Here is a 26,649-nt window from a genome sequence, read left to right as displayed (position 1 = left end):
TTAGCTTAAAATTAGCAGTTTGGGATTCAAAATAATCCTATATTTATAATATCAATATCGGGGTGCTTTGGCTGAGATATACCCGTAAAACCTGATCTGGTTAATGCCAGCGTAGGAAATATTGAATCTAAAAAGGACTTTATTGTCTTTTTTAGAGAGAGCTTCATTTTCCTCAAAGAAAATGAAGCTTTTCTTTTTAAAACAGTTTCAAAAAAAAATCCACCGATAAATATTACCGGCAGATTTACTTGAAATCAATCTATTAATCTATTCTTAACTAAGAATCTTTTTTCCTCATTACCACACCGTCTATAAGGTGAACCATTCCATTAGAGGCTTCAATATCTGTAGCGATAATAGTAGCTTTATTTCCATTTTCGTCCTGTAGAACAATATTGTCACCTTCCATCATCACTTTAAGTTCTGCACCATCCATAGTAGAAAAGCTTGCTTCGCCCTCTCCATCTTCAATCATTTGGCTTAAATCTGAAGCAGTGATTTCATCATCTACAACGTGATATTTTAAGACGGTGGCCAACTGGTCCTTGTTTTCACTCTTCATCAATTCGTCCATAGTAGCCTGGTCAACTTTTTCAAAAGCACTATTTGTAGGTGCAAAAACCGTATAAGGACCTTCATCTTCAGTAAAAGTATCGGCTAAATCAGCATTTTGTAGTGCACTAACCAGAGTACTTAAAGAATCTGTCTCCATTGCTTTAGCCGCAATACTGTTAGATTCCATTTCCATACGCTCTTCTTCAGCAGCCATTTCAGCCTGGCGCTCGGCTTCCTGCTGCTCCATTTTAGCATTTTCTTCTTCTTTCTTCTTAGTATCTTCACAAGAAGTAAAACTGAAAGCTAAAGCTGCCAGAAGAGTTATTAAAATCTTAGTTTTCATAAATGTAGTTTTTAGTAGTTTAATCGAACTAATTTATTCCCTAATCCCGACATTTTGAGGGTTTTACGATTAAATTTTAGTTAAAGTATGTAAAGCTTATACTAATATGCGCTCTAATTTTCCCAAACGTCATTTTATTGTTATTTTTGCAGTAGTAATATGCCCGATGATTTTAGGGGAATTATTAAAATAAAGACCTGCTTTTAAAAAGGAGGTTTTAGAAAAAATACAGCTATGCAATTATTTTTAATAACAATAGTACTTTTAGGACTGGCTTTTGCCGGAATTGCCATAAAAATATGGGGTAAGAAAGACGGTAAATTTGCAGGAACCTGCGCAAGCCAAAGTCCTTTTTTAAATAAAGATGGCGAAGCCTGCAGTTTCTGCGGAAAATTGCCCGATGAAATGTCTGATTGCTCTGGAGAAGAAAAGAAAGCGGCTAATTAGACTAAATGGCAACACTTTTACTGGGGTTTTTCTTATTATTTTCCTTAATTATCCTGGCCTATTACCTGGCTTTTTTCGCATTTGCAAATGATAAAACTAAAAATCCCGGTAAGTTAAATCTGCCGGTTTCGGTTATAGTCTGTGCAAAAAATGAAGCCGAAAACCTTAAAAACTTCCTCCCTCCTATTCTGGATCAGGATTATCCCGATTTTGAAGTAATTGTTATCAATGATGCTTCTCAAGATGAAACTTTAGAAGTTATTGAAAATTTTCAGGCTTTAGATGGCAGGGTGAAGTTGGTGGATGTTCAAAATAATGAAGCTTTTTGGGCCAATAAAAAGTATGCTCTTACCCTTGGGATTAAAAAAGCAAAAAATCCATATTTAATTTTCACTGACGCTGATTGTGCTCCGCAAAGCCGAAACTGGATCTCTCATATGGCTGCCGGCTTTCAGGAAGAAAAAGCAATTGTTTTAGGCTACGGTGGTTATTTTAAAAACAGCAAGTCATTACTCAACAAACTGATTCGTTTTGAAACTTTGCTTACCGCTATTCAATATTTTTCTTATGCAAAATTAGGAAATCCGTATATGGGTGTGGGCAGAAATCTCGCTTATACCTCCAGGCAGTTTTATGAGCAAAAAGGATTTGCCAATCATCTGCACCTACGCTCCGGTGACGATGATCTTTTTGTAAATGAAGGAGGCAACGAAGACAACACTTTTATTTGTCATCACCCCGAAGCCAGCACGAGAAGTGTCCCAAAAACTGATCTAAAATCCTGGTTTCAACAAAAAAGAAGGCACGCTTCAGTAGCCGGATTTTACAAAACAAAGGACAAAGTTTTATTGGGCCTTTTTTATGCCTCCCGATTCTTTTTCTGGATCCTATTGGCTGCATTATTAATAATTCAATTTCAGTGGGAACTAGTTTTAGGAGTTGCGGGATTTATATTCATGGTACAGGCGGTGGTTTATGCTAAATCGGCACAAAAACTTCAGGAGACAGATGTAGTTTGGTTATTTCCGTTTTTAGAAGTATTTTTAATATTTACCCAATTTGGCATATTTATAGCAAACAGCGTTTCAAAACCTACGCATTGGAAATAAATCACGAATTGCTACTTACCAAAATTAAAGCTGCCAAAAAAGGGAGTCAGTCGGCTTTTAATTATTTGCTTGATACATTTTGGGATAACGTTTACGGATTTCAGCTTAAAAAAACCGGAAACGCCTACGAATCTGAAGATATTACCATTCAAACTTTTTCCAAGGCTTTTAATAAAATTCACACTTTTGATGAAGATTATTCTTTTAGCACCTGGCTTATTGCCATCTCAAAGAATATTCACGTAGATATGCTTCGGAAGCAAAAATCTTCTATCCGGTCTCGAACAACTTCAGATGAAAATGATAAAGTTTATCGCATTGCTGATGAAACGCCCTCTATTGAAGATAAATTAATTAGCGAGCAGCATTTGGCGCAACTGCTTACCGATATTAAACAATTGAAGCCACATTATCAGGAAGTGATCAATCTTAGGTATTTTCAGGAAAAATCTTATAAAGAAATCGCCCAAAGCCTGGATGAACCAATGAACAATGTAAAAGTTAAACTACTGAGAGCTAAAAAGTTACTTGCTGAAATTATTGAAGCCAGAAAATCAGTTTAAGTTATCGCTGACTTAACAGTCTAATTTATGCAGTTCGATAGATTATTGTATCTTTGAAACCTAGATTTTTGCTATGAGTACAGACACTATAAGCCCAGTTAAAGAAAAGCCGAAAGCCAAACCAAAATGGTTAAGGGTAAAACTTCCAACCGGAAAAAAATACACCGAACTTCGCAGTCTGGTAGACAAATATGATTTGCATACCATTTGCACCTCGGGTAGTTGCCCTAATATGGGTGAATGTTGGAGCGAAGGCACCGCTACTTTTATGATTTTGGGTAATGTTTGTACCCGTTCCTGCGGATTTTGTGGCGTAAAAACCGGCCGACCTGAAACGGTTGACTGGGATGAGCCAGAAAAAGTAGCTCGTTCTATTAAAATTATGGGCATTAAGCACGCCGTGGTAACAAGTGTAGACCGAGACGATCTTAAAGATATGGGATCTATTATTTGGGCGGAAACGGTAAAGGCCATTCGCCGAATGAATCCTGAAACAACTTTAGAAACACTTGTTCCTGATTTCCAGGGAAATGAGCGCAATATAGACCGAATTGTTGAAGTTATGCCAGAAGTTGTTTCCCATAATATGGAAACCGTGAAGAGGCTAACCCGTGAAGTTAGAATCCAGGCTAAGTACGATCGTAGTCTTGAAGTGCTTCGTTACTTAAAACAACAGGGGATTAACCGAACCAAATCCGGAATTATGCTTGGCCTTGGGGAAAAGGAAGATGAAGTTATCCAAACCCTGCACGATCTTAGAAGTGTAGATGTAGATGTGGTAACCATTGGCCAGTATTTACAGCCCAGCAAAAAGCACTTACCGGTAAAGCAATTTATTACGCCAGACCAGTTTAAGAAATACGAAGCTATTGGCCTTGACCTTGGATTTCGTCACGTAGAAAGCAGCGCTTTAGTACGTTCTTCTTACAAAGCTCACAAACATATCGACTAAGTTTTTTTCTGAAATAAATGAATAAAAGCATCAATGTTGCCATAAACGGTTTTGGCCGTATTGGGCGTAATCTCTTTAGACTTTTAATCGATAATAAAAGCATCAATGTTGTTGCAATAAACGACCTGGCCGATGCAAAAACCCTTGCTCACATATTAAAATACGATAGTATTCACGGTGTTTCCCAAGCTGAAATTTCTTCAGAAGGAAATAATATTGTGGTAAATGGGAAATCGATTCCACTTTTAAACTTTGCCCATCCTAAAGAAATTGATTGGAATAAATTCAACATTGATACAGTAATAGAAGCCACAGGGAAATTTAAAACCTATAAAGATCTTCAGCATCATATTGAAAATGGAGCAAAGAAAGTAATTTTATCTGTTCCCCCGGAAGACGACCAGATTAAAATGGTGGTTTTAGGAGTAAATGAGCATATTTTAGACGGCACTGAAAAGGTAATTTCCAACGCCAGCTGCACAACTAATAACGCAGCGCCAATGCTAAAGCTTATTCACGAAAACTTTAAGGTAGAACAAGCTTATATTACTACGATACATTCTTATACTTCAGACCAGAGTTTGCACGATAAACCGCACCGCGACTTACGAAGAAGCCGGGCAGCAACACAATCAATAATTCCTACAACTACAGGAGCAGCAAAAGCCTTAACCGGCATTTTCCCCGATATTAGCAATGTTATTGGAGGTTGCGGAATTAGAGTTCCCGTACCGAATGGTTCTTTAACCGATATGACGATTAATGTAAGTAAAGAAACCAATATCGAGGAAATAAATACGATTTTCAAAAAGGCTTCAGAAACTTCCTTAAAGGGTATCTTAAGTTATACCGAAGATCCAATAGTGTCTATTGACATTAACAACAATCCGCACTCGTGTATTTTTGATGCACTAATGACTTCGGTAATTGGCGGGAAATTAATTAAGATTATAGGTTGGTATGATAATGAGATCGGGTATTCCAGTCGTCTTGTCGATTTAATTTCTATCGTTAATGATAAATAACTATATTTAGCTCAATTAAGCTTTTAGCTGAATTTCCCGAATGAAGAACTTTACTCTTATACTATTCCTCGCATGTTGGTGCTCGCTCACTTATGCAATTCAGCAAGATGAAACCGAAGATTCTCAAATAACCAACGAGAGAATTCAACAATTACTCAACGATGCCGAAGTTTCGGTAAATATGTTAGACTTTGACAACGCTATTGCGCAGTTAAATTCTTCCCTGGAACTTTCAAAATCAATAAACGATAAGCGTGCTATTGCGCTTTCCAGCAGCATTCTTGCAAAACTTTATTACTTAAGACACGATTTTGATAAAGCGATTACCGAACTGCAACGAGCCATTTCTATTCAAAGAGATATTGACGATCAAAATGGTTTGGCGTATAGTTATGTAAACTTTGCGAAAATCTTGATGGCACAGTTAGAAAAACCAAGAGCCAATCGCTACCTGAATCTCGCCGAAGAAATATATTTAAAACTCGATAATGAGGTATATCTTGGTATCGTAGATTTAAACCGCGCCATAATAATCCTTAATACTGAAAATGAACCGAGAAAGGCATTAAACCTACTTCAGCAGGCAAGAACCAGACTTTCAGATACCAATAAAGTTTACGAACTTTCGCGTCTATATTATTATATTGCCCGTGCTCATTTAGATTTGAAAAATTACCAATTAGCCGAAGAAAATATTAAACGCGTTTTAGACATTGCGTATGCTCAAAATTTTGGCGGGATGATTATGTCTGCAAATAAACTAATGAGTAAGCTATATGAAGAAACCGGAGACTTTGAATCTTCATTAGCATATCTTCAAAAAAGTTTTGCCCGTAAAGACTCTATAATTGCTATGAATAATGCAGTACTAGCTGAGCAGGTTAATGCCAGGTACGGTGTAGATGCATTACAAAGTAGCCTAAATGAATTAAGCTTACAAAACGCAGAACAGGAAAGAAATTTAAAGGTGAATAAACTTACCACCATTTTAAGTGTGGCACTTATTACAATTTTATCACTTCTAACTCTTTCTCTATATAAGAATAACAATTTGCGAGCACGCGCTAATGAGTTGCTGCAAAAGAAAAACGCCGAATTAACAAAAGCCAAGGAAAACGCTGAAAAAGCTTCGCTGGCAAAAGCGCAATTTCTGTCTACCATTACCCACGAGTTAAGAACACCTTTATATGCGGTAACCGGCCTCACCCATCTATTACTGGAGGAAAGCCCTACCGAAAATCAAAAAGAACATCTTAATTCGCTTAAATTTTCCGGGGAATATTTGCTTTCGCTTATCAATAATATTTTAGATCTAAACAAATTAGAAGCCAACAAAGTTGAGATTATGGAAGCTTCTTTTGATCTCAAAAAACGAATTTCTGACGTTTTAGTGGCTCTAAAAAATTCAGCGGACGAGAAGAATACTAAAATTCATTTTAATTACGATGATTCTATTCCGCAGGAATTAAAAGGAGATCCGCTTAAAATTTCCCAGATTCTTATAAATCTTATTGGGAATTCTATAAAATTTACTGAAGACGGCGATATATGGATCAATGTTTCTATGAACAGCCGTGAAGGGAATTTTGTGCTACTGGATTTTGAAATAAAAGATAATGGCGAAGGCATAAGTAAAGAAAAACAGCAAGCCATTTTTGAGAATTTCACACAAGGATCTACTCAAATTAACCGAAAATTTGGGGGGACAGGTTTGGGACTTTCTATTGTAAAGAACTTACTTACATTGCTTGGTAGTGAAATAAAGCTGGATAGTGAACTGGGCAAAGGTTCTAAATTTGCATTTCAATTAAAATTTGAAGCGAAAGAAGTTGAAAATAAACTGAACAACAGCCCTAGAATTGAAGTTGAACCCTTAGAAGATAAATTAGAAGGAAAACATATTCTTATTGTTGAAGATAATAAGATTAACCAAATGATTACCCGGAAGATTTTAGAAAAACAAGGGGTAACTTGTGAGGTAGCCGATAACGGAACTATCGCGATAGAAAAAACCAAAGAAAAGGAATTCGATATAATTTTAATGGATATCCATATGCCGGGAATTAGCGGTATAGAAGCTACAAAAGAGATCAGGAAATTTAATCCTGAAATTCCTATAGTTGCGCTAACCGCAGTAACCTTAGACGAAAACCTTGATGAATTCTTCTTAAATGGCTTTAGTGACATAATCCCCAAACCCTATAAAACTGAAGAGTTCTTCCTTAAAATTAACAGGCAATTAGCTATTAGGGAAAGTGCCGTTTAATCATTTGACACGTGCTTTGTAAATTCAGGCTTAATTGAATTATATATCGAAGAGAAAACATATATAGTTTGAATTAGCCAAAGTAAAAAATGAGGTGTGAATTCACCTCATTTTTTATGCACAAAACTCAAAATTTTCTGTTTAAATGCTTCCTCATTGTTTAAAAAAGCAGTTTTCACCGGTAAATAAAATAGCTGCCCATCTTTAAAATTCTCTCGTAATCGCACATAATCCTTTTCGGTAGTTAAAAGCAATGTTTCCTTTTGTAGCCGGGTTATTTCAGTAGTGGTAAAATTATGATGATCTTTAAATGCGAGATGTTCAAAATCAAGTCCATTTCCTTCCAGATAATTAATGAGTGGCTTAGGATTCGCTATTCCAGTAATGAGAGTGAATTTTTTATCTTTTAAACTGCTTAATTTAGCTGTGGTAGCTTCAGAAAAAATTTCTTCGTCGTATTCTATAAAACTAAAATAGAGTTGTTGATAATTCTGTAATTTAAGTTTTCCTTTAGCCAATTCCATTTCAGCTTTGGTAAGATTTGGAGGACATTTGGTGACAACTACTATTTTTGCGCGTTCTGCACCCAACGTTGGTTCCCGCAAATTTCCTGTGGGCAGCATAAAATCGTTTACATAGAGATCGCCATAAGCAGTGAGTAAAATATTTAACCCTGCCTTTACTTTTCTATGCTGAAAAGCATCGTCTAATAAAATAATTTCAGCGCTTTCCTGCTGAAGTTTTACAGTTCCATTCTGTCTGTCAACATCTACTGCAATAAGTGCATTTTTAAACTTTCTTTTAAATTGAAGTGGCTCATCACCTACTTCAGCTGCAGTTTCGTTTCCGTTTAATAATTTATAACCTTTACTGGTTCGTTTATAACCTCTGCTAAGGGTTGCAACTTTAAAATCAGGTAGTAAAAGTTTCAGCAAATATTCTATCATTGGGGATTTTCCCGTTCCTCCCGTATTAAGGTTTCCCACGCAAATCACCGGTACATTATAAGATTTAGATTTCAGTATTCCGGAGTTATAAAACAAATTCCTGCTCCAGGTTACAAATCCGTACAATAAAGCAAAGGGAAGTAGCATTTTTCGTAAAATCTTCATACAGGGCAGGCTATAATAATTATATTTGAAGTTGGGCTAAAATTACAACTACTACGAAATTAAGAAAAAGCAGCCTGCTAAGTTTATAAAAACCGAAAAACAAGATGCTTGTAAAAGAAGTTATAGATATAATTGAAGAATTTGCACCACACACTTACGCCGAGGATTTTGATAATGTAGGTCTTTTGGTGGGCGATAAAAATGCGACTGTAACCGCGGCGCTTATTACTTTAGACACTTTAGAAACTGTGGTAGATGAAGCTATTGAGAAAAACTGTAACCTGATTATTAGCTTTCATCCTATTATTTTTTCAGGCTTAAAAAAACTTACCGGGAAAGATTACGTTGAAAAAACGGTAATTAAAGCGATTAAAAACGATATCGCGATTTATGCTATTCACACTGCTTTAGATAATCAGTTTAAAGGGGTGAACGATATGATTTGCGAAAAGATAGGACTTAAAAAAAGGAAGATTTTAATTCCGCGGAAAGGCAGCATAAAAAAACTTACCACATTTGTTCCAAATAAGCAGGCAGCAGGTGTTAGAAAAGCCCTTTTTGAAGCCGGTGGTGGAAGTATTGGAAATTACGATAATTGCAGCTTTAACTTAAAAGGAGAAGGCAGTTTTAAGCCTAATGAAGAGGCCAATCCCGTAATTGGAAAACGAGGGAAAATTCACCTGGAAGAAGAGACACAAATTAGTCTTATTTATCCTTCTGATATTGAAAAAAAGCTGCTCCACGCACTTTTTAGTTCTCATCTTTATGAAGAAGTAGCTTATGAAGTAAGCGCTTTAGAGAATGAAAATCAGCATTTGGGAATGGGAATGATTGGTGAATTAGAAACTCCTGAAGACGAAAAAAGTTTTCTAAAACGCATAAAAACTGAGTTCAATTGTGGGTGTATTAAGCACTCTGAGTTACGCGGCAAACCTATTAGAAAAGTAGCCGTTCTGGGCGGTAGTGGAGGTTTCGCCATTAATAATGCAAAAGCCGCTGGGGCCGATATTTATCTTACTGCCGATCTAAAATATCACGACTTTTACAAAGGGAATAATAGCTTCATTTTAGCCGATATTGGCCACTACGAAAGTGAGCAATACACAAAAGATTTATTACATTCTTATCTTACAAAAAAAATTAGTAATTTTGCACTTATTTTAGCAGAGACAAACACCAATCCAATCAAGTATATATAACTATGGCAAAAAAGAACGATGTTACTGTAGAAGACAAGTTAAGAGCGTTGTACGACCTTCAACTGGTTGATTCCAGAATTGACGAAATAAGGAACGTACGCGGTGAGCTTCCGCTGGAGGTGGAAGATTTGGAGGATGAAGTAGCCGGATTGAGCAAGCGTTTGGATAAAATGGATGCCGATATTGAGGTAATCGAGAACGATATAAAGAGCAAGAAGAATCTTATTGATGAGTCTAAAGTGACCATGAAAAAGTATGCTGAGCAGCAAAAAAACGTGCGTAACAACCGCGAATTTAATGCGCTTAGCAAAGAGGTTGAATTCCAGGAACTGGAAATAGAACTTGCAGAAAAACACATTAAAGAATACCGCGCTCAAATTGAACAGAAAAAAGAGGTTATCGAGCAAACTAAAGAGCGCCTTGATGAAAGGAAAAAACACCTTGAGCACAAGAAAAGCGAACTTAACGAGATTCTTGCCGAAACTGAAAAAGAAGAGCAGGCACTAATCAAGAAATCTGCAGAATTCGAGAAGAATATTGAAGATCGACTTGTAAATGCTTATAAAAGAATTAGAAGCAACGTTAAAAACGGACTTGCTATTGTACCCGTTGAACGTGGTGCGTCCGGAGGTTCTTACTTTACCATCCCGCCACAGGTAATTATGGAAATTGCCGGTAGAAAAAAGATTATTACCGATGAGCATAGCGGTAGAATCCTGGTAGACGAAGAACTTGCAAAAGAAGAACAGGAAAAAATGCAAAATCTTTTCGCTAAGGTTTAATCAGCAGAAAAGTAATACAATAAAAAAGCCTCAATTGGGAGGCTTTTTTATTTGTTGATAATTGGCTGAATTTGATTTAATCGTGGCACTCTAAAGCGCAAGATTCAATTGACGTAAACCAACCTTTTCCGTTAGTTAAAGCAACCGTAGGGACTCCGTTGGTATTAGCACAAACTTGCAAGGCAGCTCTGCAATTCCTTAATTGTTCTTCCTGGGAGAATTCTATCATAGCTCCTATAACCGGAGTAGTTACTCCAATAACCGGTTCATCGTGCCATTTGTTTGAAGAAGCATTAGAATTACCGGTCTTATACATCACTGATCTAAGCACTTCACCCGTACTTAATTCGGCATCAAATTTTACGAAACCATTCTTTAATTCTTCAAAATGTGAAAATATTAAATACTCTTCGGTTTCAGGATTGGTTATCTTAAGCCCTTCTACAGCGTGTTTGTTCTGTTGATTGGCTTCAAATGATAATTCGTTCACGAATTTAAAATTAAAATCCCTGTCCTGGCTAATAAATTTCGCGGTTTCACCGGTGTTCTTAAAAATATAAGTAGCTGATTGTATTTTAAGAACTCCGCCATTTTCTAATGCCAATTCCTGTTCCAGTTCCTGGGAAGCAGCCGGATTTTCTTCGGATTCTGTACTGCAGGAATGTAGGGTAACTGCAAGTAAAAAAATACCTAAAAGTGATTTTGTAATTTTTTTCATTTCGATTTTGGTGTTAAATTGGTTATTTTTTTTTATTCTAAATCAGCAAATTTGCACTGGATATTCACTTAGTTCTTAGATTGTTTTTCTTTTTTATAAATTTTAAACAGTTGCTATTAATTTATAGCGACAAACACCTGATTATTATGTAAATCTATTAAAATTTGTTAATTTATATAAAATTCATTTAATAAATTATTCTTTTAAAATTTTATAATGATTTATACACCTCAAATGACCCGGAAATTCGAGGTTTTCTATTGATTAACAAGCTTTTCACATTTTTAATCTATATTAAAGCTACCTTTATTTCTACTAACTAAAACCCTTAATTATGAGATATTATGCAAGCCTACTTTGCCTAATTTTAGTGTTAGTATCCTGTAAAAACGAAGATAAAAATCAGGAACGCGAACCTGATTTTGAAACTGAACAAACTGAAAATAAAAACACTCCAGAGAAAAATACTGAAAAGTCTACTTCAGAAAATTCAGATTATAATGAAAAAGAAACTCTGGAAGCACCCGACAGCGAAAATAATGAAACCGAAACATCTTCTTCAAAAATAACGCCCGGCACTACTTATGTAAAAGTAGATGAAAGGGATGCAAATTGTAGCTGCTATTGTTTAGAATTAGATATGAATAAGAATACAGAATTATGCCTTTCAGAAGATGAAATGTATATAAATGCGAGATACGCAAAAACCGGAAATTCGGTCAATATATTTTACGTAAGCCCATCTAATAAAAACACCAATGAAGATCTTCCCTGGGAAGATTTTGATACTAATAATCCCATCGCCGTGCTAAGGCCGGGAGAAAATGGCAATATGGAATTAGATTGGAAAGGTTTTTATATAGATGGTGTACTGGCGGTAGATTACGCCATTTACGGCAAAAAAACACTTGAAGGAACCTACAAAAAACAATAAATTAATGAAACGATTTTTCTTCTCTACATTTATATTCCTATTAATTTCCTGCGGAAATAACGCCCAGCAGAAAACCGTTACCAAACCCGAAATTGCCAATGCTGATCCTGTGGTAGTACCGGCAGAAAATGGTTATAAAAAAGCCTACTTTGCCAGCGGATGCTTTTGGTGTGTTGAAGCAGTTTACGAAAGTATCGAAGGTGTAAAGGAAGCTGTTTCGGGATATTCCGGAGGGCATACAAAAAATCCAACTTACGAATCCAGCAATACAGGTAAAACCGGTCATGCGGAAGCTGTAGAAGTTATTTACAACCCCGAAGTAGTAAATTTTGAAACTTTGGTAGAGGTTTATTTTGGTTCACAAGATCCAACCCAGGTAAACGGCCAGGGGCCAGATATTGGTTCACAATATCGTTCTATTGTTTTTTACCAAAACAAGGAGCAAAAAAATATTATAAACAAGGTGAAAAATGAAGTAGCTCAGGATTATGAAGAACCTATTGCTGCTGAAATTTTACCTTTTCAGAAATTTTGGGTAGCTGAAGATTATCACCAGAATTACGAAAAGAATAACCCTAACAATCCTTATATTCAAAAGGTATCTATTCCAAGATTAAATCGTTTCAAAGAAAAATTTCCCGAAATTTTAAAAGATAATTCGCATTAAATCTCGTTTTAATTTATCTAAACGTTTTTTAAATATATTCGGCTTTATTTAATATGGTCGAATATGTATTTTTACGGCAGAAAATTTTAGGACGTACCACTTAATTTTCAGCTTAAAAATTTCGAAGCACAAGATATTTATAAATCTCGCAAACTGATTAAAATAACAGATAACCAATGAGCATAACGATAGAAAACATTCTCTTAATAGGCTCTCTGTTGTTATTCATTAGTATCCTGGCCGGGAAAACATCTTATCGTTTTGGTGTACCCACATTAGTACTTTTCCTTGCGGTTGGAATCCTATCAGGCTCAGAAGGAATTGGCGGAATTTATTTTAACGATCCTCAACTCGCACAATTCATAGGAATTGTTGCCCTTAATTTTATATTATTCTCCGGTGGACTCGATACCAGTTGGAAAACCATAAAACCGGTGATGTGGCAGGGTATTTCACTTTCCATTCTTGGAGTTTTATTCACTGCGGTAAGTGTTGGAGTATTTGTTTGGTATATTACGGATTTTACCATTTACGAAGGCTTACTCCTTGGAGCTATTGTATCTTCTACAGATGCCGCGGCGGTATTTTCAATTTTAAGAGCTAAAAACCTTGCCTTAAAATCTAATTTACGGCCCACCCTGGAGCTGGAAAGTGGTAGTAACGATCCTATGGCCTATTTCCTTACCATTGCCTTTTTAGGTTTGGTTGTAAACCAGGATCAAAGTATTTATAGTATTATCCCACTGTTTCTTCAGCAAATTTTAATTGGTGCCGCCCTGGGATTTATCTTCGGAAAGTTGAGTAAATTGGTGATTAACCGCATAAAATTAGATTTTGAAGGTTTGTATCCGGTTCTCGCTATCGCCTTAATGTTTATTGTATTTTCTGCGACTGATGCCTTAGGTGGAAACGGATTTTTAGCCGTTTACTTAAGCGGGGTTTATCTTGGAAACCACAACATCATCCACAAAAAGACCATCATGCGAATGTTTGATGGGCTCGCGTGGTTAATGCAAATTGTGTTGTTCCTTACCTTAGGATTGCTGGTTTATCCGTCGCATATTGTTCCGGTTATTGGCGTGGGAATTTTTATTTCAGTCTTTTTAATCTTTATTGCAAGGCCCCTGGGCGTATTTTTAAGCTTAATTTTCTTTAAAATGAAGATGCGCCGGCGCTGGTATATTTCTTGGGTTGGCCTAAGGGGCGCTGTGCCTATTGTATTCGCGACTTATCCGCTGCTAGCGGGAATTGAAAAGGCAGATATGATCTTTAATATTGTATTTTTTGTCTCGCTAACTTCGGTATTAATCCAGGGAACCACATTATCTGTAGTGGCGCGTTGGTTGCACGTAGCTTTACCGATGAAAGCCAAACAAAAATCGCCGGTAGATGCATTTATGGCCGATGGTGCTAAATCTTTTTTAAGGGAAATCAATATACCGGAGCAAAACCACTCGGTAGGGAAAAGGATTGTAGAATTACAATTCCCCAAAAAAGCGATTATCGCAATGATCTCAAGAGACGATCAATTTATCACTCCAAATGGGAATACAGTTATTGAAGCCGATGATATGCTGGTTGTTCTAACCGAAGATCACAGAACCATGGAAGGCGTTTATGAAAGCCTAAATATTGAACCAGAATTTGATGAAAAATTAGACTGAAAAAGCCGGTTTGTTATCCAGAAGCTTAAGAATTTTGTTTTCAACTTCTAGAGAATCCCATTTCCTCTCAATTCCCGGAATTTCCATTACCTCATCCATAATTTTACGTTGATAATCCCCAATTGCTAGAGCTTCAGCATAAGGTTTATCTGAAAAAGTAACCCGGGAATATAAAGGCACCCAGGTTTCAGGATGTTTGGTAGAGAACCAGTTTTCAATTTTTTTTCGCAGTAAGAAATCAGTATCTGCAGTTTTGCTACTCATTTCTATAAAATTACGGTAGCTAAGTTCTGCAATAGCATCAGTATTCGGTTTTCGGGCCTTTTGGTATTCTTCAAAAATGCTTTCCCAATCATCTCCGTGTTTTTTCATTTTTTGGCTTAATACCAAAATATCTTCAAAACCTGCATTCATTCCTTGCCCGTAAAATGGTACAATGGCGTGTGCCGAATCACCCACCAAAGTCACTTTCTCCCAATACGACCAGGGATAACATTTAATGGTAACCATACTGCTGGTAGGGTTTTTAAAGAAATCCTTTTTTAAATTTTCAATCTCCTGGTTTATATCTGGGAAATGTTTCTGAAAAAATAGGTCGGCATCGGTTTCGGTCTTTATGCTTTCAAAAGAATTTTCACCTTCAAAAGGCATAAATAAAGTGCAGGTAAAACTTCCATCTAAATTAGGCATGGCAATAAGCATAAACTCCCCGCGCGGCCAGATGTGAAAAGAGGCATTATCCAATTTATGGCTGCCATCTGGGTTGGGCGCAATGCTTAATTCTTTATAACCAACATTTATAAAATGCTGCGAATAATTAAACCTGCTTTGTCTTTGCATTTTATGTCTAACCCTGGAAAAAGCCCCGTCGGCGCCAAAAATAAGATCAAATTGATATTCCTTCCACTCCCCTTTTTCACTCTCGCCGGTATACAATTTGGCTTCAGCTAAATCTATATCCCAAACTTTCTCTTCAAACCTAAAAGTTGTACCGGCGTCTTCGGCCAGAGTGATCATTTTTCGGTTTAAAACCCCACGGGAAATAGAATAGATCGCTTCCTCCTCTTTTCCGTATTTTTGAAAATAGACTGGTTTATCATTAACGTGCATAGCCCTTTTATCTAAAGGAAGGGCCAGTTTTTTAATTTCATCTTCAATGCCGGCAGCCCTCAAAGACTTCCAACCACGATTAGACATGGCTAAATTTATAGACCGTCCGGAGAATTCTACGTTTCTAATATCTTTCCTGCGGTCAAAAACCTCAACTTCATGTCCGGCTTTTCTAAGAAAAATAGCGAGTAAAGATCCAACCAATCCTGAGCCAACAATGGCGATTTTTTTGGGTGTTTGCATAAAGTCTTGCTGTACATTCTCTAGAACAGAGTTAATAGAAAATGCAATTTTAAGTTACGAAAATACTTATTTATACTGAATTTAAAGCTTTCTCGTCTATTTAAGAAAAATCTATTTATCATTTAATTAACAGCATCTGCACTATGCTTCCCTTACATTTAATATTAAAATTTATTTATTATGAATAACACTCAAGCCTTATTAAAATCGGTTAACATTGGAGATTTTGAATTGAAAAACCGGGTGATTATGGCGCCAATGACTCGCAATCGCGCCGCTAATAAAGATAATGCACCAACCGAATTACACGCTGAATATTATGCGCAACGCGCCGGCGCCGGACTAATAATTTCTGAAGGTTCGCAAATTTCAGATGCCGCGGTGGGATACATAAATACGCCGGGGATTTATACTGAAAACCAGGTAAAAGGATGGGGGAAAGTAACTGAAGCAGTTCATGAAAATGATGGAAAGATATTTTTACAATTATGGCATTGTGGCCGAATTTCACATCCTAAATTTCACGATGGTGAGAAACCTTTGGCACCAAGCGCCGTAAACCCCAACACGCAAGCTTACACCCCAGATGGTTTTGAAGATACTGTAGAACCACAGGCTATGAGTGTGGCCGATATTAAACAAACCGTGCTGGATTTTAAACACGCCGCAGAAAATGCAAAGCGCGCCGGTTTTGACGGGGTTGAGATTCACGGCTCCAACGGATATTTAATTCATCAATTCCTCAATAAAAATGCGAATATTAGAACTGATGATTACGGCGGAAGTATAGAAAACAGGGCACGTTTCTTTTTTGATATTCTTGAGGCCATAAGTGAAGTTTGGCCGGAAAACCGTATTGGTGTAAGATTAAATCCTTCCCTGAACGATGCCTTCGGAATTAAAGCTTCAGAAGAATCAATTGCCACTTTTGATCATGTAATTGAAAAATTAAATGCTTACGATCTGGCTTATTTACACCTTTCTGAACCTTTTACGGATGTCAGTGAAATAGATTATCTGGAACCCAATATTGCTAAACATTACCGCCCAATTTATAAAGGAAAATTAATAATCAATGCGGGGTTTGATCAGGAATCGGGAAATAAAGTTATTGAGGAAGGAAATGCCGATATGGTTTCATTCGCTAAACTCTTTATTTCTAATCCCGATTTACCAGTCCGTTTTGCAATAGATGCACCGATTGCCGAGTGGGATGAAGATACTTTCTATACACCCGGCCCAAAAGGTTACACCGATTACCCGAGTTACGATGCTGAAAAATCTAAATAGGAAAATTCATAATTTTAGATAAAATGTCCTTAAAAACAGGTTAATTCAACTTTAGTTGTATTTGGAAAGAAGTAATTTTATTTATCAACCCTATAAAAAGTAACAACTATGGATGAGTCGAAAATTGAGCAAATGAGGTCTACATTAAACAAATTGGAAGATATTAAAAATAGCCAGGAAAGCATTATTGATAAGATAAATCATGTGATTACAGATTTGTTTCAACATCCCGATAAGGAACTAGAGAAAGCAATGAATGATGCTCATCAAAAATCTTCAGATAATGTAGATGCTGTTCGTGAAGCTATGGAAGAATATGAAATGAGAATTAATAAACTGGAAAATCAAGACTAATCAACTTTTAAGAAAGCTAATAAGTTAAGTATAGTCTTAAGATGACTAAAATATAAATTTTGACACTAACAGGTATTTTTATTTTTAGTCATCTTTTTTATTAAATCTATTTATGCAACATATTACTTCAGAAGAAATCGCGGAAATGGAAAAACTTTTCCGTCTAAATCTTATTAATAGTGTTACCGGTTATAAATCGGCTAACCTTATCGCCACAAAATCAGAGAAAAAAGGGGTGAATGTGGCGGTTTTTAGTTCGGTTACTCATTTGGGCAGTAATCCTGCATTACTTGGTTTTATTACCCGACCCACTAAGGAAGTTGCGCGAAATACATATAAAAACATTAAAGAGAATAAATATTTTACGGTAAATCATATTCAAAAAAATATGATAGAAAGCGCCCACCAAACCGCTGCCAAATATGATGAGGAAATTTCTGAATTTCAGCAAACCGGGCTAGAAGAAGAGTACCTGGATAATTTTTATGCGCCCTATGTAAAGCAGTCTAAGGTAAAATTAGGATGTGAATATGTAAATGAATATTACATCAAAGAAAATAATACTGTGATGCTTATTGGAGCCATCAAACATATTTATTTTGATGAAGGCATACAGGCTCCAGATGGCTGGTTAAGATTGGACGATGCAGAGACGGTGGCCATAAATGGTCTAGACGGTTATACACTTCCCAGTCTACTGGATCGTTTTCATTATGCCAGGCCGGGACAGGAAATCAAATCGTTTTTTAAGAAAGAAGATTAAACAATTTTAATCAGAGTTTTGCGATAGACTGGCTGTAGAAATTTATATTCCTCAAAAAATTTAACATTTGAGTTAAACACTCGTTAAAAGCTATTCTTTCAACTAACATATTCTATAAATTCGTTCATAGCTAATTATTAAACTTATAATATGAGAGATTTAATTTGGCTTATTGTAGTAATCCTGATTATAGGATGGCTTATAGGATATTTTGGTTTTGGAGAGGCTGTAGGAAACCTAATCCATATTTTATTAGTTCTTGCTATAATTGGTATTTTATATCGTTTAGCAACCGGTAGAAGACTGTAAACCAAAATTTTATACTTTTCAGCCTTTTAAAAACACGAATTTATTTATTAACTTGTATAAACAATTAACCAACGTAGCATAGCTACAAAAAACCAACCAGTATGAGAGATTTAATATGGCTTATCGTAGTATTATTAGTAATAGGATGGCTTGTTGGCTATTTTGCATTTCCAGATTTGGGAAGCATTATCCACATTCTAATTGTAATAGCTGTAATCCTTATTTTGTATAAATTATTAACCGGACGCCGTCTGTAATAAATAATTTAATCGAAGCCAAAACCCTTTGAGAACATCAAAGGGTTTTTTCTTTTCCACACCTCAAGCTTAAACGCTTTTATCTTCTAAATCTTATCTTCAAAAAATAAAAAATTACTATGTGGAACTTAAATAATAAATATGCACTGGTTACCGGTGGCACCAAAGGAATAGGAAAAGCCACGGTTCTGGAATATCTAAGATTGGGAGCAGAAGTACTTTTTACTTCCAGAACACAAAAAGATATTGACCTTGTGTTAGAGGAATTGAAAGAATACGATAAAAAATTCTACGGCCTCGTAGCTGATGTTTCCGTGGCAGAAGATCGCCAAAAAGTGCATGATTTCATAGAAAATCAATGGGGAAGACTGGATATTCTTGTAAACAATGCCGGCATCAATATTCGGAAAAAAGCAAATGACTATTCTGAAGAAGAATTTAGAAAAGTAATGGAGATTAATCTTAGCGCCCCTTTTGAATTAAGCCGAAAACTTCACGCCCTGCTCCAACAAAGCGGAAATGCAAAAATTGTAAATGTAGCTTCATCGGCAGCAATGCAGGATGTTGGTACCGGAACACCTTATGCAATGTCTAAAGCGGGTTTATTACAACAAACAAGAAGTCTTGCGGTAGAATGGGCAGCAGATGGAATTCGCGTAAACGCAGTTTCGCCCTGGTTTACGGTTACGCCACTTACCAAAGGACTTTTAAGTGAAAGTGACAGAATGGATCCTATTATAAAAAGAACGCCCTTAAAACGAGTGGCTGAAGCTCAAGAAATGGCTTCTATCGTTGCCTTTCTGGCAATGGACAAATCTTCTTACATAACCGGACAAAATATTGTTGCAGATGGCGGAATGAGCATTAATGCTATATAAACGCAGTTTTTTGTATCTTTAATGGAAAACCAACACCATGAAAAAATTACTACTTTTTACTTTTCTATTTTCAGCATTTATTAGCTGCAAAAATAACGAAACCAAAATCGGGCAGGAAGTTGAAACTGAAGCCGAAAAAAGCATTGCACAACAAATCGCTGAAGCCCACGGATTAAATAATTTTGATGAGGTTGAAGAAATTCAATTCACATTTAATGTGAGGGTTGAAGATTCTCTCAGAACCAGCCGCGAATGGACCTGGAAACCTCAAACCGATGAGATTAGGCTTACTGAAGGTGATATTAGCCGGAATTACACCAGAACCGACAATATTGCGGAAGACGATAAAGATATAGACCAGAAGTTTATCAACGACTCTTACTGGTTCTTATTTCCCTTCCAGATGGTTTGGAGCGATGCTGAAATTTCAGAAGAAAAAACCGGTATAGCACCGATTAGTAAAGAAGAGATGAAATATCTTGAAGTGTCTTACAAAGATGAAGGCGGTTACACTCCCGGTGATACTTATGTTGTTTATTATAACGATGATTACTTACTGGAAGAATGGATCTACAAATCGGCAGATGGGCAGCGGGAAATGCCAACTACCTGGGAAGATTTTGAAGATTTCCAGGGTTTAAAAATTTCAAAATCCCATAAATCTCCCGATGGAAGTTTTGAATTGTTTTTTACCGATATTGAGGTAAAGTAACCTCTTGAAATAAATATTTAAGCCACGAATTCAGTAATAATTAGTGCATTCGTGGCTTTTTTTATTTTTCTGAACGAGATATTAATATTTTAATCCACTAAGAATCTCTTCGGCTCCTTCTGCCGGTTTCCATTTAGAGCTGGGTTCAAAATAATTCCATAGCAAGGCTGAAATTTCCTTTTGTAATTGCCAGGCTTCATTATTCTCATCCCAGGAATCGTCTTCATTATTTTTGGTTGCTATATAACACACATAATCTCCGGAAGGGGCATTCACCATAAAAAGCTCAGAACGGGATTTATTAACCATTCCTTGCTTTGCCGCGGCCTGCACGTATGGCGGAACTTGAGATAAAGCATAATCCTGGTAAAAAGAATTACCGAGCAACCTGTACATTTCGCCACTCGCCGCAGCACTTACCAGTTCACGATTTCTAATTTTTTCTAAAATTGAAGCCATCTCTCGCGGAGTAGTTTGCCCCCATCCATATTTTTCCCAGTCTTTATCGCGACCCACTGTTCTGGAATTTACGCGGGTATGCTCCAGGCCTATTTCAGCCATTAACTCATTAATCGCTTTGCCGCCTCCTGCTAGTTCCTGGTTCCAGAGTGATGTGACGTTATCGCTGTAACTAATCATTAAAGCCACCAGCGTTCTAAGATCGGTTGTGGTGCTGTCTTTATAAAATTGCATCAAACCCGAACCACCATAAATACGATCTTCAGAATAAACCAGCGAATCCTTATAGCTTAATTCTCCATTCTCAATTTTATCAAAAATCTTTAGGAGGATAGGTACTTTTACAATACTGGCAGTAGGGAAAATAGTATCGGCGTTTATCGTCGCTTCTTTTCCTGTTTTTAAGTGTTTTACATAAACACCAACATCACCTTTAAACGATTCGGTTAGTTCTTTTAGTTTTTGCTCAAGTTTCGTATCGATTTCAACCTCTTGCGCTCGACTTAGGGCAACACATAAAACCGTCATAAAGATTGTAGATATAAGTTTTTTCATTCTAAAAAGTTTCAAATTATATAATGATATTATTCATTTTTCTTTTCTCTATCTTCTCTTCTCGCTATTCAAGAATTCCTCTCTTCAGAACTTGTCCAAATTGGTACATATCCTCAAAAGAACAATAAAATGGTGCTGGAGCCAGCCTGATTACATTCGGTTCTCGCCAGTCAGTTACTACGCCGTTTTCCATTAAATAATTAAATAATTCCCTTCCTTCCCCGTGTAAAAATACCGAAAGCTGGGTACCGCGTTCTTCCTGATTAGAAGGAGTAATAATTTCAAAACTGCTATCTACTTCTTTGTCAATTTCGTGTAAAACAAATTCCAGGTAGGCAACGATCTTATTTCGTTTTTCAATTAAAGCCGGCATACCAACTTCATCAAACATTTCCAAGGAAGCCAAATATGGCGCTAGTGCCAAAACCGGGGCATTAGATATTTGCCAGGCATCGGCACCTTTTTCGGGTTGAAATTCGGGTTCCATTAAGAAACGACGTTCCTTGTTATGTCCCCACCAGCCCTCAAAACGCGGAATGTCTTTTTGGTTGTGATACTTCTCATTAATAAAACATCCTGAAGCATTACCGGGCCCACTATTCATATATTTATAACTGCACCAGGCAGCAAAATCAACATTCCAGTCACTAAGTTTAAGCTCAATATTTCCGGCTGCGTGGGCAAGATCCCACCCTACAAATGCGCCAATTTTTCGACCTTCTTTTGTGATTTTTTCCATCTCCAGTACCTGCCCGGTATAGTAATTTACACCGCCGATTAAAACCAAAGCGCACTCATCACCTACTTCATTGACCTTCGCTATAATATCTTCGGTTCTAAAATTATTTTCACCTTCGCGCCTTTTAATTTCAACAATAGCATTCTTTGGATCATAACCGTGAAAACGCACCTGGCTCGAGATCATATACTGGTCGCTGGGAAAGGCTTTTTCTTCACAAATAATTTTATAGCGCTTTCCCTTTGGCCTGTAAAAAGAAACCATCAACAAATGTAGGTTTACAGTAAGCGTATTCATTACCGTAACTTCAGTAGTCTTAGCACCTACAACTTTCGCTAGTTTTGCTGAAAACCTTTCGTGATAATCCCACCAGGGTTTTTCGGCATAAAAATGACCTTCCACAGCAAGATTTGCCCAATCGGTCATTATTTCGTCTACATATTTTTTTGCTGTTTTTGGTTGCAGCCCCAAAGAATTTCCGGTGAAATAAATCACATTTTTCCCTTCGTGCTGCGGAAAAATAAATTGGTCGCGGTATGATGATATTTTATCCTGAAAATCCAGTTCCCGGGCATATTCTAGTGTATTCTGAAATTGCATGTGTGGTTTATTTGAAAGTAAAAATACAATTTATTGACAGAAATCGCTTCAACTTAAACCATTCTGTATTTGTGCTGAAAGCTATTATTTCAGAAACATTAAATTCTCTAAATTTGGTGAAAATTAAATCTTATGCATTTTCTTCCTGAAGCCATAGACCAGTATATTTTAGAACATTCAGTTAAAGAACCCGAGTTTTTAGCGAAACTTAACCGGGAAACAAATCAAAAAGTATTGCAACCGCGAATGTTAAGCGGAAATTACCAGGGAAGAATTTTAAGCCTGATTTCAAAAATAATAGCTCCAAAATCAATCCTGGAAATTGGAACGTATACCGGGTATTCGGCTTTATGTCTTGCAGAAGGTTTGACGAAAGATGGAATATTACACACTATAGATATTAATGAAGAATTATACGATTTTCAGCAGAAATATTTTCAGGCTTCAGAATATAAAAATCAGATTAAGCAATATATTGGCGATGCGCGGGAGATAATTCCTGAAATAGATGCGAAATTCGATTTAGTTTTTATTGATGCCGATAAACCTAATTATCCCGCTTATTTCGATTTAATTATTGGGAAAATGATTCCCGGAGGAGTAATATTATCAGATAATGTTTTATGGAGCGGAAAAGTTGTAGAACCGGTCAAACCCGAAGATGAATCTACGCGAGCACTTTTAAAATACAATAAAATGCTGGCCGAAGATGAACGCGTAGAAACCGTGATCTTACCTATTCGTGACGGATTAACTTTAACGCGGGTTAAATAAAGCGTTTTCCCGAACGTTGATACAACAAGAAGAAAATAATTGCGAAAATAACACCAACTGCTGCACCAACCAGCACGTCTCCCGGGTAATGAACTCCCACGTAAATGCGGCTTAGCATAAATAAGAGCGGCCAAATGAGTACTGCCCAAATCCAGGGATATTTATCTTTTAAAGAAAGAATTAAAAAAAGTGCTGCAGCCATAGATACCGCGGAATGACCAGAGAAAAAACTATAATTATCTGGCGTTTGCAGGATTCTAATAATATCGGCTATTTCGGGTTCGTTATTAGGCCTGAGACGTAAAAAAAAGTTCTTCACAACATTGGTAAAACCATAAGTAGAAAGCGCTGTGGCCAAAATAAACAAACTTGTAAAAAGTGCTTTTTTCCAGTGAAAAGCCAGAAAATAAATAATAAAGAAAGTTACGTAAAGCGGAATCCAGTTTTGAATGGTAGTTACGGTAATCCAGAAATTATCGTAGGTTTCAATTCCCAGTCCGTTGAGATAAACAAACAGCTCGCGATCCCATTGTTTTAGCTGTTCTAACATAAAATGTGATTAAAATCTACGTTTTACTGAACCGGTAATTTCATCTATATCTTCTTTCACCTTATCAATCTCACCTCTCACATCTTTAGAAATATCGGTATCAATGCCTTGTTTTTCGGCACTTTTCTGAATTTCGGTTTTAATATCGTTAGAGGCGTTACGAAGCATTTTCATCCCTTTACCCATACCACGGGCAATATCGGGAATCTTATCGGCACCAAAAACCATCACCAGAATAAACAGGATAAAGGCAATTTCGGCACCACTAATAAAAAGAGGTATGATGTTCATAGCAAAACAAATATAGCCACAAATTTAAGTATAAAAAAAGCCGACTCGTTAAAGTCGGCTAAATTTATTTTAGATTTTAATTTCCAAGGCTTTCCTTGAATTCTTCAAATTTACTGGTGGTTTCTTCTTTAGGCCAGGTATTGTTGCTTACATCAACATCAGCGGTTTCAAGATTTGGATCTACCACCATTTTTACGATTTCCTTACTGGTGGCGATTGCTTTTGTAGCCATCTCATCATTCATTCTCCAAAGCTGTACGGGATATCTTTTCATTTCTGTAGAACCATCGGCATAAGTGAATTCTACGATTAATGGCATTGGGATTCCTCCCGGTTTTTCAAATGTTACCTGGTAGAAATATTTAGGATCTTTCAGTTTAGCTCTTTCTTCTTCAGGAAAATTATCCATCACATACTCTTTTAAAGTAGGCGAATTCTCTAAAACTGGTTTTCCTTTTAAATTTTCATCAAATTCTTCGCTTTCCTCTTCCACTACGTAAATTGCATCAATTTCTTCGGGATCTGCACCGTAACGCTCAAGGAATTCTTTTCCTTCTTTAGTGGCATTATCGGTAATATAAAGCTTTTGAACTTCTTTAATTCCCATATCTACATTATGCGTTGTATAAAACCAACCTCTCCAAAACCAGTCTAAATCTACTGCTGAAGCATCTTCAATAGTTCTGAAGAAATCCTCTGGCGTTGGGTGCTTAAACATCCAACGGTGAGCAAAGGTTTTATATGCGTGATCAAAAAGATCGTGACCCATTACAGTTTCCCTGAGAATATTTAAGGCGGTTGCCGGTTTCCCGTAGGCGTTATTTCCTAACTGGTAAACATTCTCTGGATTAGACATAATTGGGGCAATATATTTTTGATTTCCTTTCATATAAGGAACAATTTTCGCCGGAATTCCTCTTCTTGAAGGATACTGTTCCAGAGGAACGATAGCTTCTGGATATTTCTTTCCGAAATCCTGCTCGGCAAGATATTGGCTAAAGGTATTTAAACCTTCGTCCATCCAACCCCATTGACGTTCGTCACTGTTTACGATCATCGGGAAGAAGTTATGTCCAATTTCATGAATAATAACGCTTATCATCCCGAATTTCACACGATCTGAATAGGTTCCATCTTCATCGGGACGGCCATAATTCCAGCAAATCATAGGATATTCCATTCCCTGGTTTCTAGCGTGAACTGAAACCGCTTTATGATATGGATATTGAAAAGTTTGATCTGAATAAGATTTTAAGGTACTGGCCACGGCTTTTGTAGACCATTCTTCCCAAAGTGGATTTCCTTCTTTGGGGTATAAAGAAACCGCCATTACATCTTTTCCACCAACATCTGTAGCCATCATATCAAGAATAAATTTTCTTGAAGTAGAGAATCCAAAATCCCTAACCATTTCGGCTTTATATTTCCAGGTTTTGGTTTTGTTAGAAAAAGACTTTTCGGCTTCTTCGGCTTCAGCCTGAGTTCTAACTATTACAGGCTCATCGTAAGACTTTTTAGCCTGCTCATAGCGGCTCATCATTTCTTTGGTATAAACATCCTTGCGGTTTTGAAGTTCTCCTGTAGCCTCCATAATATGATCGGCAGGAACGGTAATATCTACTTCGTAGTCACCAAAAGGAAGGGCAAACTCACCACTACCCCAAAATTGCATATTTTGCCAACCTTCAACATCGTTATAAACCGCCATTCTTGGGAAGAATTGTGCAATTACATAAGCATTGTTCCCGTCTTTTGGGAAATGCTCGTAACCACTTCTCGCCCTATCGGTAATATGGTTATTGATATTATACCACCATTTCATTTCAAACTGAAAAGATTCACCGGGCTCTAAAGCCTTTTCTAAATCTATTCTTAACATCGTTTGATTTATGGTGTAATTTAATTTATCGCCATTATGAGTTAAACCTACAATATTGAAACCGCCGTCAAAAGACTCTTCCATATGCTGATTTACAAATCGCTGCGGAGTAGTCACGGGACTCATTCCACTAGGATTTCGCTCTAAAGCCGGTGCATCTTTTTTTCGTACATTCTGGTCTAATTGCACCCATAAATATTCTAATTTGTCGGGAGAATTATTATAATAAGTAACCTCGGCCTCACCATCTAAACGGGTATTTTTATCGTCTAAAACGATATCCATTTTATAATCAGCCTGGTTTTGATAATAAGCTTCCCCGGGAGCTCCGGCACCGGTTCGGTACTGATTGGGAGTTGCGAAAGTCTCGTAAAGTTGTTTAAACTTATTGTTATTCTCGTGACCTTCCTGTTTTGGTTGCTGCTCTTCGGCTTCCGATTCCTGGGCCTGAACACCACTTACAAAAAGCATCACAAAAGCGAAACTTAAGAGTCTTAATTTGTTCATTAATTATGTTTTAATTTAAAAATTGCTAAAAATAAATATTTTA

General features: G+C 36.7%; 28 protein-coding genes and 1 riboswitch. Of the genes, 19 read left to right on the top strand and 9 right to left on the bottom strand.

Annotated elements, in window-relative coordinates; all coding sequences use genetic code 11:
* Positions 1–48: 48 nt before the first annotated feature.
* Positions 49–135: riboswitch (TPP riboswitch) on the top strand.
* A 142-nt stretch (positions 136–277) separates the two neighbouring features.
* Positions 278–898: a fasciclin domain-containing protein gene (locus tag B5X53_RS03615; RefSeq protein WP_079711881.1), complete on the bottom strand. Its 621-nt coding sequence runs from the start codon at positions 896–898 to the stop codon at positions 278–280.
* A gap of 234 nt (positions 899–1,132) precedes the next feature.
* On the opposite strand from B5X53_RS03615, the gene B5X53_RS03610 reads away from it, so the two are divergent.
* The 6 genes from B5X53_RS03610 to B5X53_RS03585 all read left to right on the top strand — a co-directional run bounded on the left by B5X53_RS03610 (position 1,133) and on the right by B5X53_RS03585 (position 7,260).
* Positions 1,133–1,345 (top strand): membrane or secreted protein, encoded by a 213-nt coding sequence (locus tag B5X53_RS03610; protein WP_079711880.1) that lies wholly within the window; start codon positions 1,133–1,135, stop codon positions 1,343–1,345.
* Between the two features lie 5 nt (positions 1,346–1,350).
* Positions 1,351–2,454, top strand: coding sequence for a glycosyltransferase (locus B5X53_RS03605; protein ID WP_079711879.1), 1,104 nt, complete (start codon positions 1,351–1,353; stop codon positions 2,452–2,454).
* Positions 2,445–3,017: an RNA polymerase sigma factor gene (locus B5X53_RS03600; protein WP_079711878.1), complete on the top strand. Its 573-nt coding sequence runs from the start codon at positions 2,445–2,447 to the stop codon at positions 3,015–3,017. The genes B5X53_RS03605 and B5X53_RS03600 overlap by 10 nt, the downstream gene beginning before the upstream one ends.
* A gap of 73 nt (positions 3,018–3,090) precedes the next feature.
* Positions 3,091–3,969: a lipoyl synthase gene (lipA, locus tag B5X53_RS03595; protein ID WP_079711877.1), complete on the top strand. Its 879-nt coding sequence runs from the start codon at positions 3,091–3,093 to the stop codon at positions 3,967–3,969.
* Between the two features lie 17 nt (positions 3,970–3,986).
* Positions 3,987–4,994, top strand: coding sequence for a type I glyceraldehyde-3-phosphate dehydrogenase (gap, locus tag B5X53_RS03590; protein ID WP_079711876.1), 1,008 nt, complete (start codon positions 3,987–3,989; stop codon positions 4,992–4,994).
* Positions 4,995–5,034: 40 nt separating this feature from the next.
* Complete coding sequence (locus B5X53_RS03585; RefSeq protein ID WP_079711875.1) at positions 5,035–7,260, top strand: response regulator; 2,226 nt, start codon at positions 5,035–5,037, stop codon at positions 7,258–7,260.
* 107 nt (positions 7,261–7,367) lie between these two features.
* Here the strand turns inward: B5X53_RS03585 and lpxK are convergent, their stop codons facing one another.
* On the bottom strand, positions 7,368–8,372 hold the full coding sequence (gene lpxK / locus B5X53_RS03580) for a tetraacyldisaccharide 4'-kinase (protein WP_079711874.1): 1,005 nt from the start codon (positions 8,370–8,372) through the stop codon (positions 7,368–7,370).
* 104 nt (positions 8,373–8,476) lie between these two features.
* Here lpxK and B5X53_RS03575 point away from each other — a divergent pair, with 104 nt between their 5' ends.
* Together B5X53_RS03575 and B5X53_RS03570 are read left to right on the top strand one after the other, a co-directional pair.
* Positions 8,477–9,571, top strand: coding sequence for a Nif3-like dinuclear metal center hexameric protein (locus B5X53_RS03575; RefSeq protein WP_079711873.1), 1,095 nt, complete (start codon positions 8,477–8,479; stop codon positions 9,569–9,571).
* A 2-nt stretch (positions 9,572–9,573) separates the two neighbouring features.
* Complete coding sequence (locus B5X53_RS03570; protein WP_079711872.1) at positions 9,574–10,353, top strand: zinc ribbon domain-containing protein; 780 nt, start codon at positions 9,574–9,576, stop codon at positions 10,351–10,353.
* Positions 10,354–10,429: 76 nt separating this feature from the next.
* Here the strand turns inward: B5X53_RS03570 and B5X53_RS03565 are convergent, their stop codons facing one another.
* Positions 10,430–11,071, bottom strand: coding sequence for a hypothetical protein (locus B5X53_RS03565; protein WP_079711871.1), 642 nt, complete (start codon positions 11,069–11,071; stop codon positions 10,430–10,432).
* A gap of 334 nt (positions 11,072–11,405) precedes the next feature.
* Between B5X53_RS03565 and B5X53_RS03560 the strand changes: the two genes are divergently transcribed.
* The 3 genes from B5X53_RS03560 (at position 11,406) to B5X53_RS03550 (ending at position 14,336) form a co-directional block, all read left to right on the top strand.
* A complete protein-coding gene (locus B5X53_RS03560) occupies positions 11,406–12,005 on the top strand; it encodes a hypothetical protein (protein WP_101023078.1) in 600 nt (199 codons plus the stop codon).
* A 4-nt stretch (positions 12,006–12,009) separates the two neighbouring features.
* Positions 12,010–12,672, top strand: a complete 663-nt coding sequence (gene msrA / locus B5X53_RS03555) for a peptide-methionine (S)-S-oxide reductase MsrA (protein ID WP_079712074.1) — start codon at positions 12,010–12,012, stop codon at positions 12,670–12,672.
* A 176-nt stretch (positions 12,673–12,848) separates the two neighbouring features.
* Entirely contained in the window at positions 12,849–14,336 is a 1,488-nt protein-coding gene (locus tag B5X53_RS03550; protein ID WP_079711869.1) for a potassium/proton antiporter, read from the top strand.
* Here the strand turns inward: B5X53_RS03550 and B5X53_RS03545 are convergent.
* On the bottom strand, positions 14,328–15,689 hold the full coding sequence (locus tag B5X53_RS03545) for an FAD-dependent oxidoreductase (RefSeq protein WP_079711868.1): 1,362 nt from the start codon (positions 15,687–15,689) through the stop codon (positions 14,328–14,330). The two genes, B5X53_RS03550 and B5X53_RS03545, sit on opposite strands and share 9 nt — an antisense overlap.
* A 180-nt stretch (positions 15,690–15,869) precedes the next feature.
* Between B5X53_RS03545 and B5X53_RS03540 the strand changes: the two genes are divergently transcribed.
* The 7 genes from B5X53_RS03540 to B5X53_RS03520 all read left to right on the top strand — a co-directional run bounded on the left by B5X53_RS03540 (position 15,870) and on the right by B5X53_RS03520 (position 20,252).
* Entirely contained in the window at positions 15,870–16,979 is a 1,110-nt protein-coding gene (locus B5X53_RS03540) for an alkene reductase (protein ID WP_079711867.1), read from the top strand.
* Positions 16,980–17,087: 108 nt separating this feature from the next.
* A complete protein-coding gene (locus B5X53_RS03535; RefSeq protein WP_079711866.1) occupies positions 17,088–17,333 on the top strand; it encodes a hypothetical protein in 246 nt (81 codons plus the stop codon).
* 112 nt (positions 17,334–17,445) lie between these two features.
* The gene (locus tag B5X53_RS03530; RefSeq protein WP_079711865.1) at positions 17,446–18,096 is read left to right on the top strand and encodes a flavin reductase family protein; all 651 of its coding nucleotides are present in this window, start codon (positions 17,446–17,448) and stop codon (positions 18,094–18,096) included.
* A gap of 150 nt (positions 18,097–18,246) precedes the next feature.
* Positions 18,247–18,405 (top strand): lmo0937 family membrane protein, encoded by a 159-nt coding sequence (locus tag B5X53_RS18845; RefSeq protein WP_143083605.1) that lies wholly within the window; start codon positions 18,247–18,249, stop codon positions 18,403–18,405.
* A 101-nt stretch (positions 18,406–18,506) separates the two neighbouring features.
* Positions 18,507–18,662: a lmo0937 family membrane protein gene (locus B5X53_RS18840; protein ID WP_143533234.1), complete on the top strand. Its 156-nt coding sequence runs from the start codon at positions 18,507–18,509 to the stop codon at positions 18,660–18,662.
* 119 nt (positions 18,663–18,781) lie between these two features.
* The gene (locus B5X53_RS03525; protein WP_079711864.1) at positions 18,782–19,540 is read left to right on the top strand and encodes an SDR family oxidoreductase; all 759 of its coding nucleotides are present in this window, start codon (positions 18,782–18,784) and stop codon (positions 19,538–19,540) included.
* A gap of 37 nt (positions 19,541–19,577) precedes the next feature.
* Positions 19,578–20,252 carry a hypothetical protein gene (locus B5X53_RS03520; protein ID WP_079711863.1) on the top strand — a complete coding sequence of 225 codons (675 nt, stop codon included), beginning with the start codon at positions 19,578–19,580 and terminating at the stop codon, positions 20,250–20,252.
* A gap of 81 nt (positions 20,253–20,333) precedes the next feature.
* Here B5X53_RS03520 and B5X53_RS03515 read toward each other — a convergent pair whose 3' ends face one another.
* On the bottom strand, positions 20,334–21,266 hold the full coding sequence (locus tag B5X53_RS03515) for a serine hydrolase (protein ID WP_079711862.1): 933 nt from the start codon (positions 21,264–21,266) through the stop codon (positions 20,334–20,336).
* Between the two features lie 64 nt (positions 21,267–21,330).
* Complete coding sequence (gene kynU / locus B5X53_RS03510) at positions 21,331–22,605, bottom strand: kynureninase (RefSeq protein ID WP_079711861.1); 1,275 nt, start codon at positions 22,603–22,605, stop codon at positions 21,331–21,333.
* Positions 22,606–22,737: 132 nt separating this feature from the next.
* Between kynU and B5X53_RS03505 the strand changes: the two genes are divergently transcribed.
* The gene (locus B5X53_RS03505) at positions 22,738–23,379 is read left to right on the top strand and encodes an O-methyltransferase (protein WP_079711860.1); all 642 of its coding nucleotides are present in this window, start codon (positions 22,738–22,740) and stop codon (positions 23,377–23,379) included.
* Here the strand turns inward: B5X53_RS03505 and B5X53_RS03500 are convergent.
* From B5X53_RS03500 to B5X53_RS03490, 3 genes are all read right to left on the bottom strand, one after another.
* The gene (locus tag B5X53_RS03500) at positions 23,372–23,929 is read right to left on the bottom strand and encodes a phosphatase PAP2 family protein (RefSeq protein WP_079711859.1); all 558 of its coding nucleotides are present in this window, start codon (positions 23,927–23,929) and stop codon (positions 23,372–23,374) included. The two genes, B5X53_RS03505 and B5X53_RS03500, sit on opposite strands and share 8 nt — an antisense overlap.
* Before the next feature lie 9 nt (positions 23,930–23,938).
* Complete coding sequence (locus B5X53_RS03495) at positions 23,939–24,220, bottom strand: Sec-independent protein translocase subunit TatA/TatB (RefSeq protein ID WP_075326198.1); 282 nt, start codon at positions 24,218–24,220, stop codon at positions 23,939–23,941.
* Between the two features lie 76 nt (positions 24,221–24,296).
* Entirely contained in the window at positions 24,297–26,606 is a 2,310-nt protein-coding gene (locus tag B5X53_RS03490) for a M1 family metallopeptidase (RefSeq protein ID WP_079711858.1), read from the bottom strand.
* Positions 26,607–26,649 lie beyond the last annotated feature (43 nt).

It is taken from the genome of Salegentibacter salinarum (assembly GCF_900168115.1).
Classification (GTDB): Bacteria; Bacteroidota; Bacteroidia; order Flavobacteriales; family Flavobacteriaceae; genus Salegentibacter; species Salegentibacter salinarum.
This window is presented reverse-complemented; position numbering and strand designations above follow the sequence as displayed.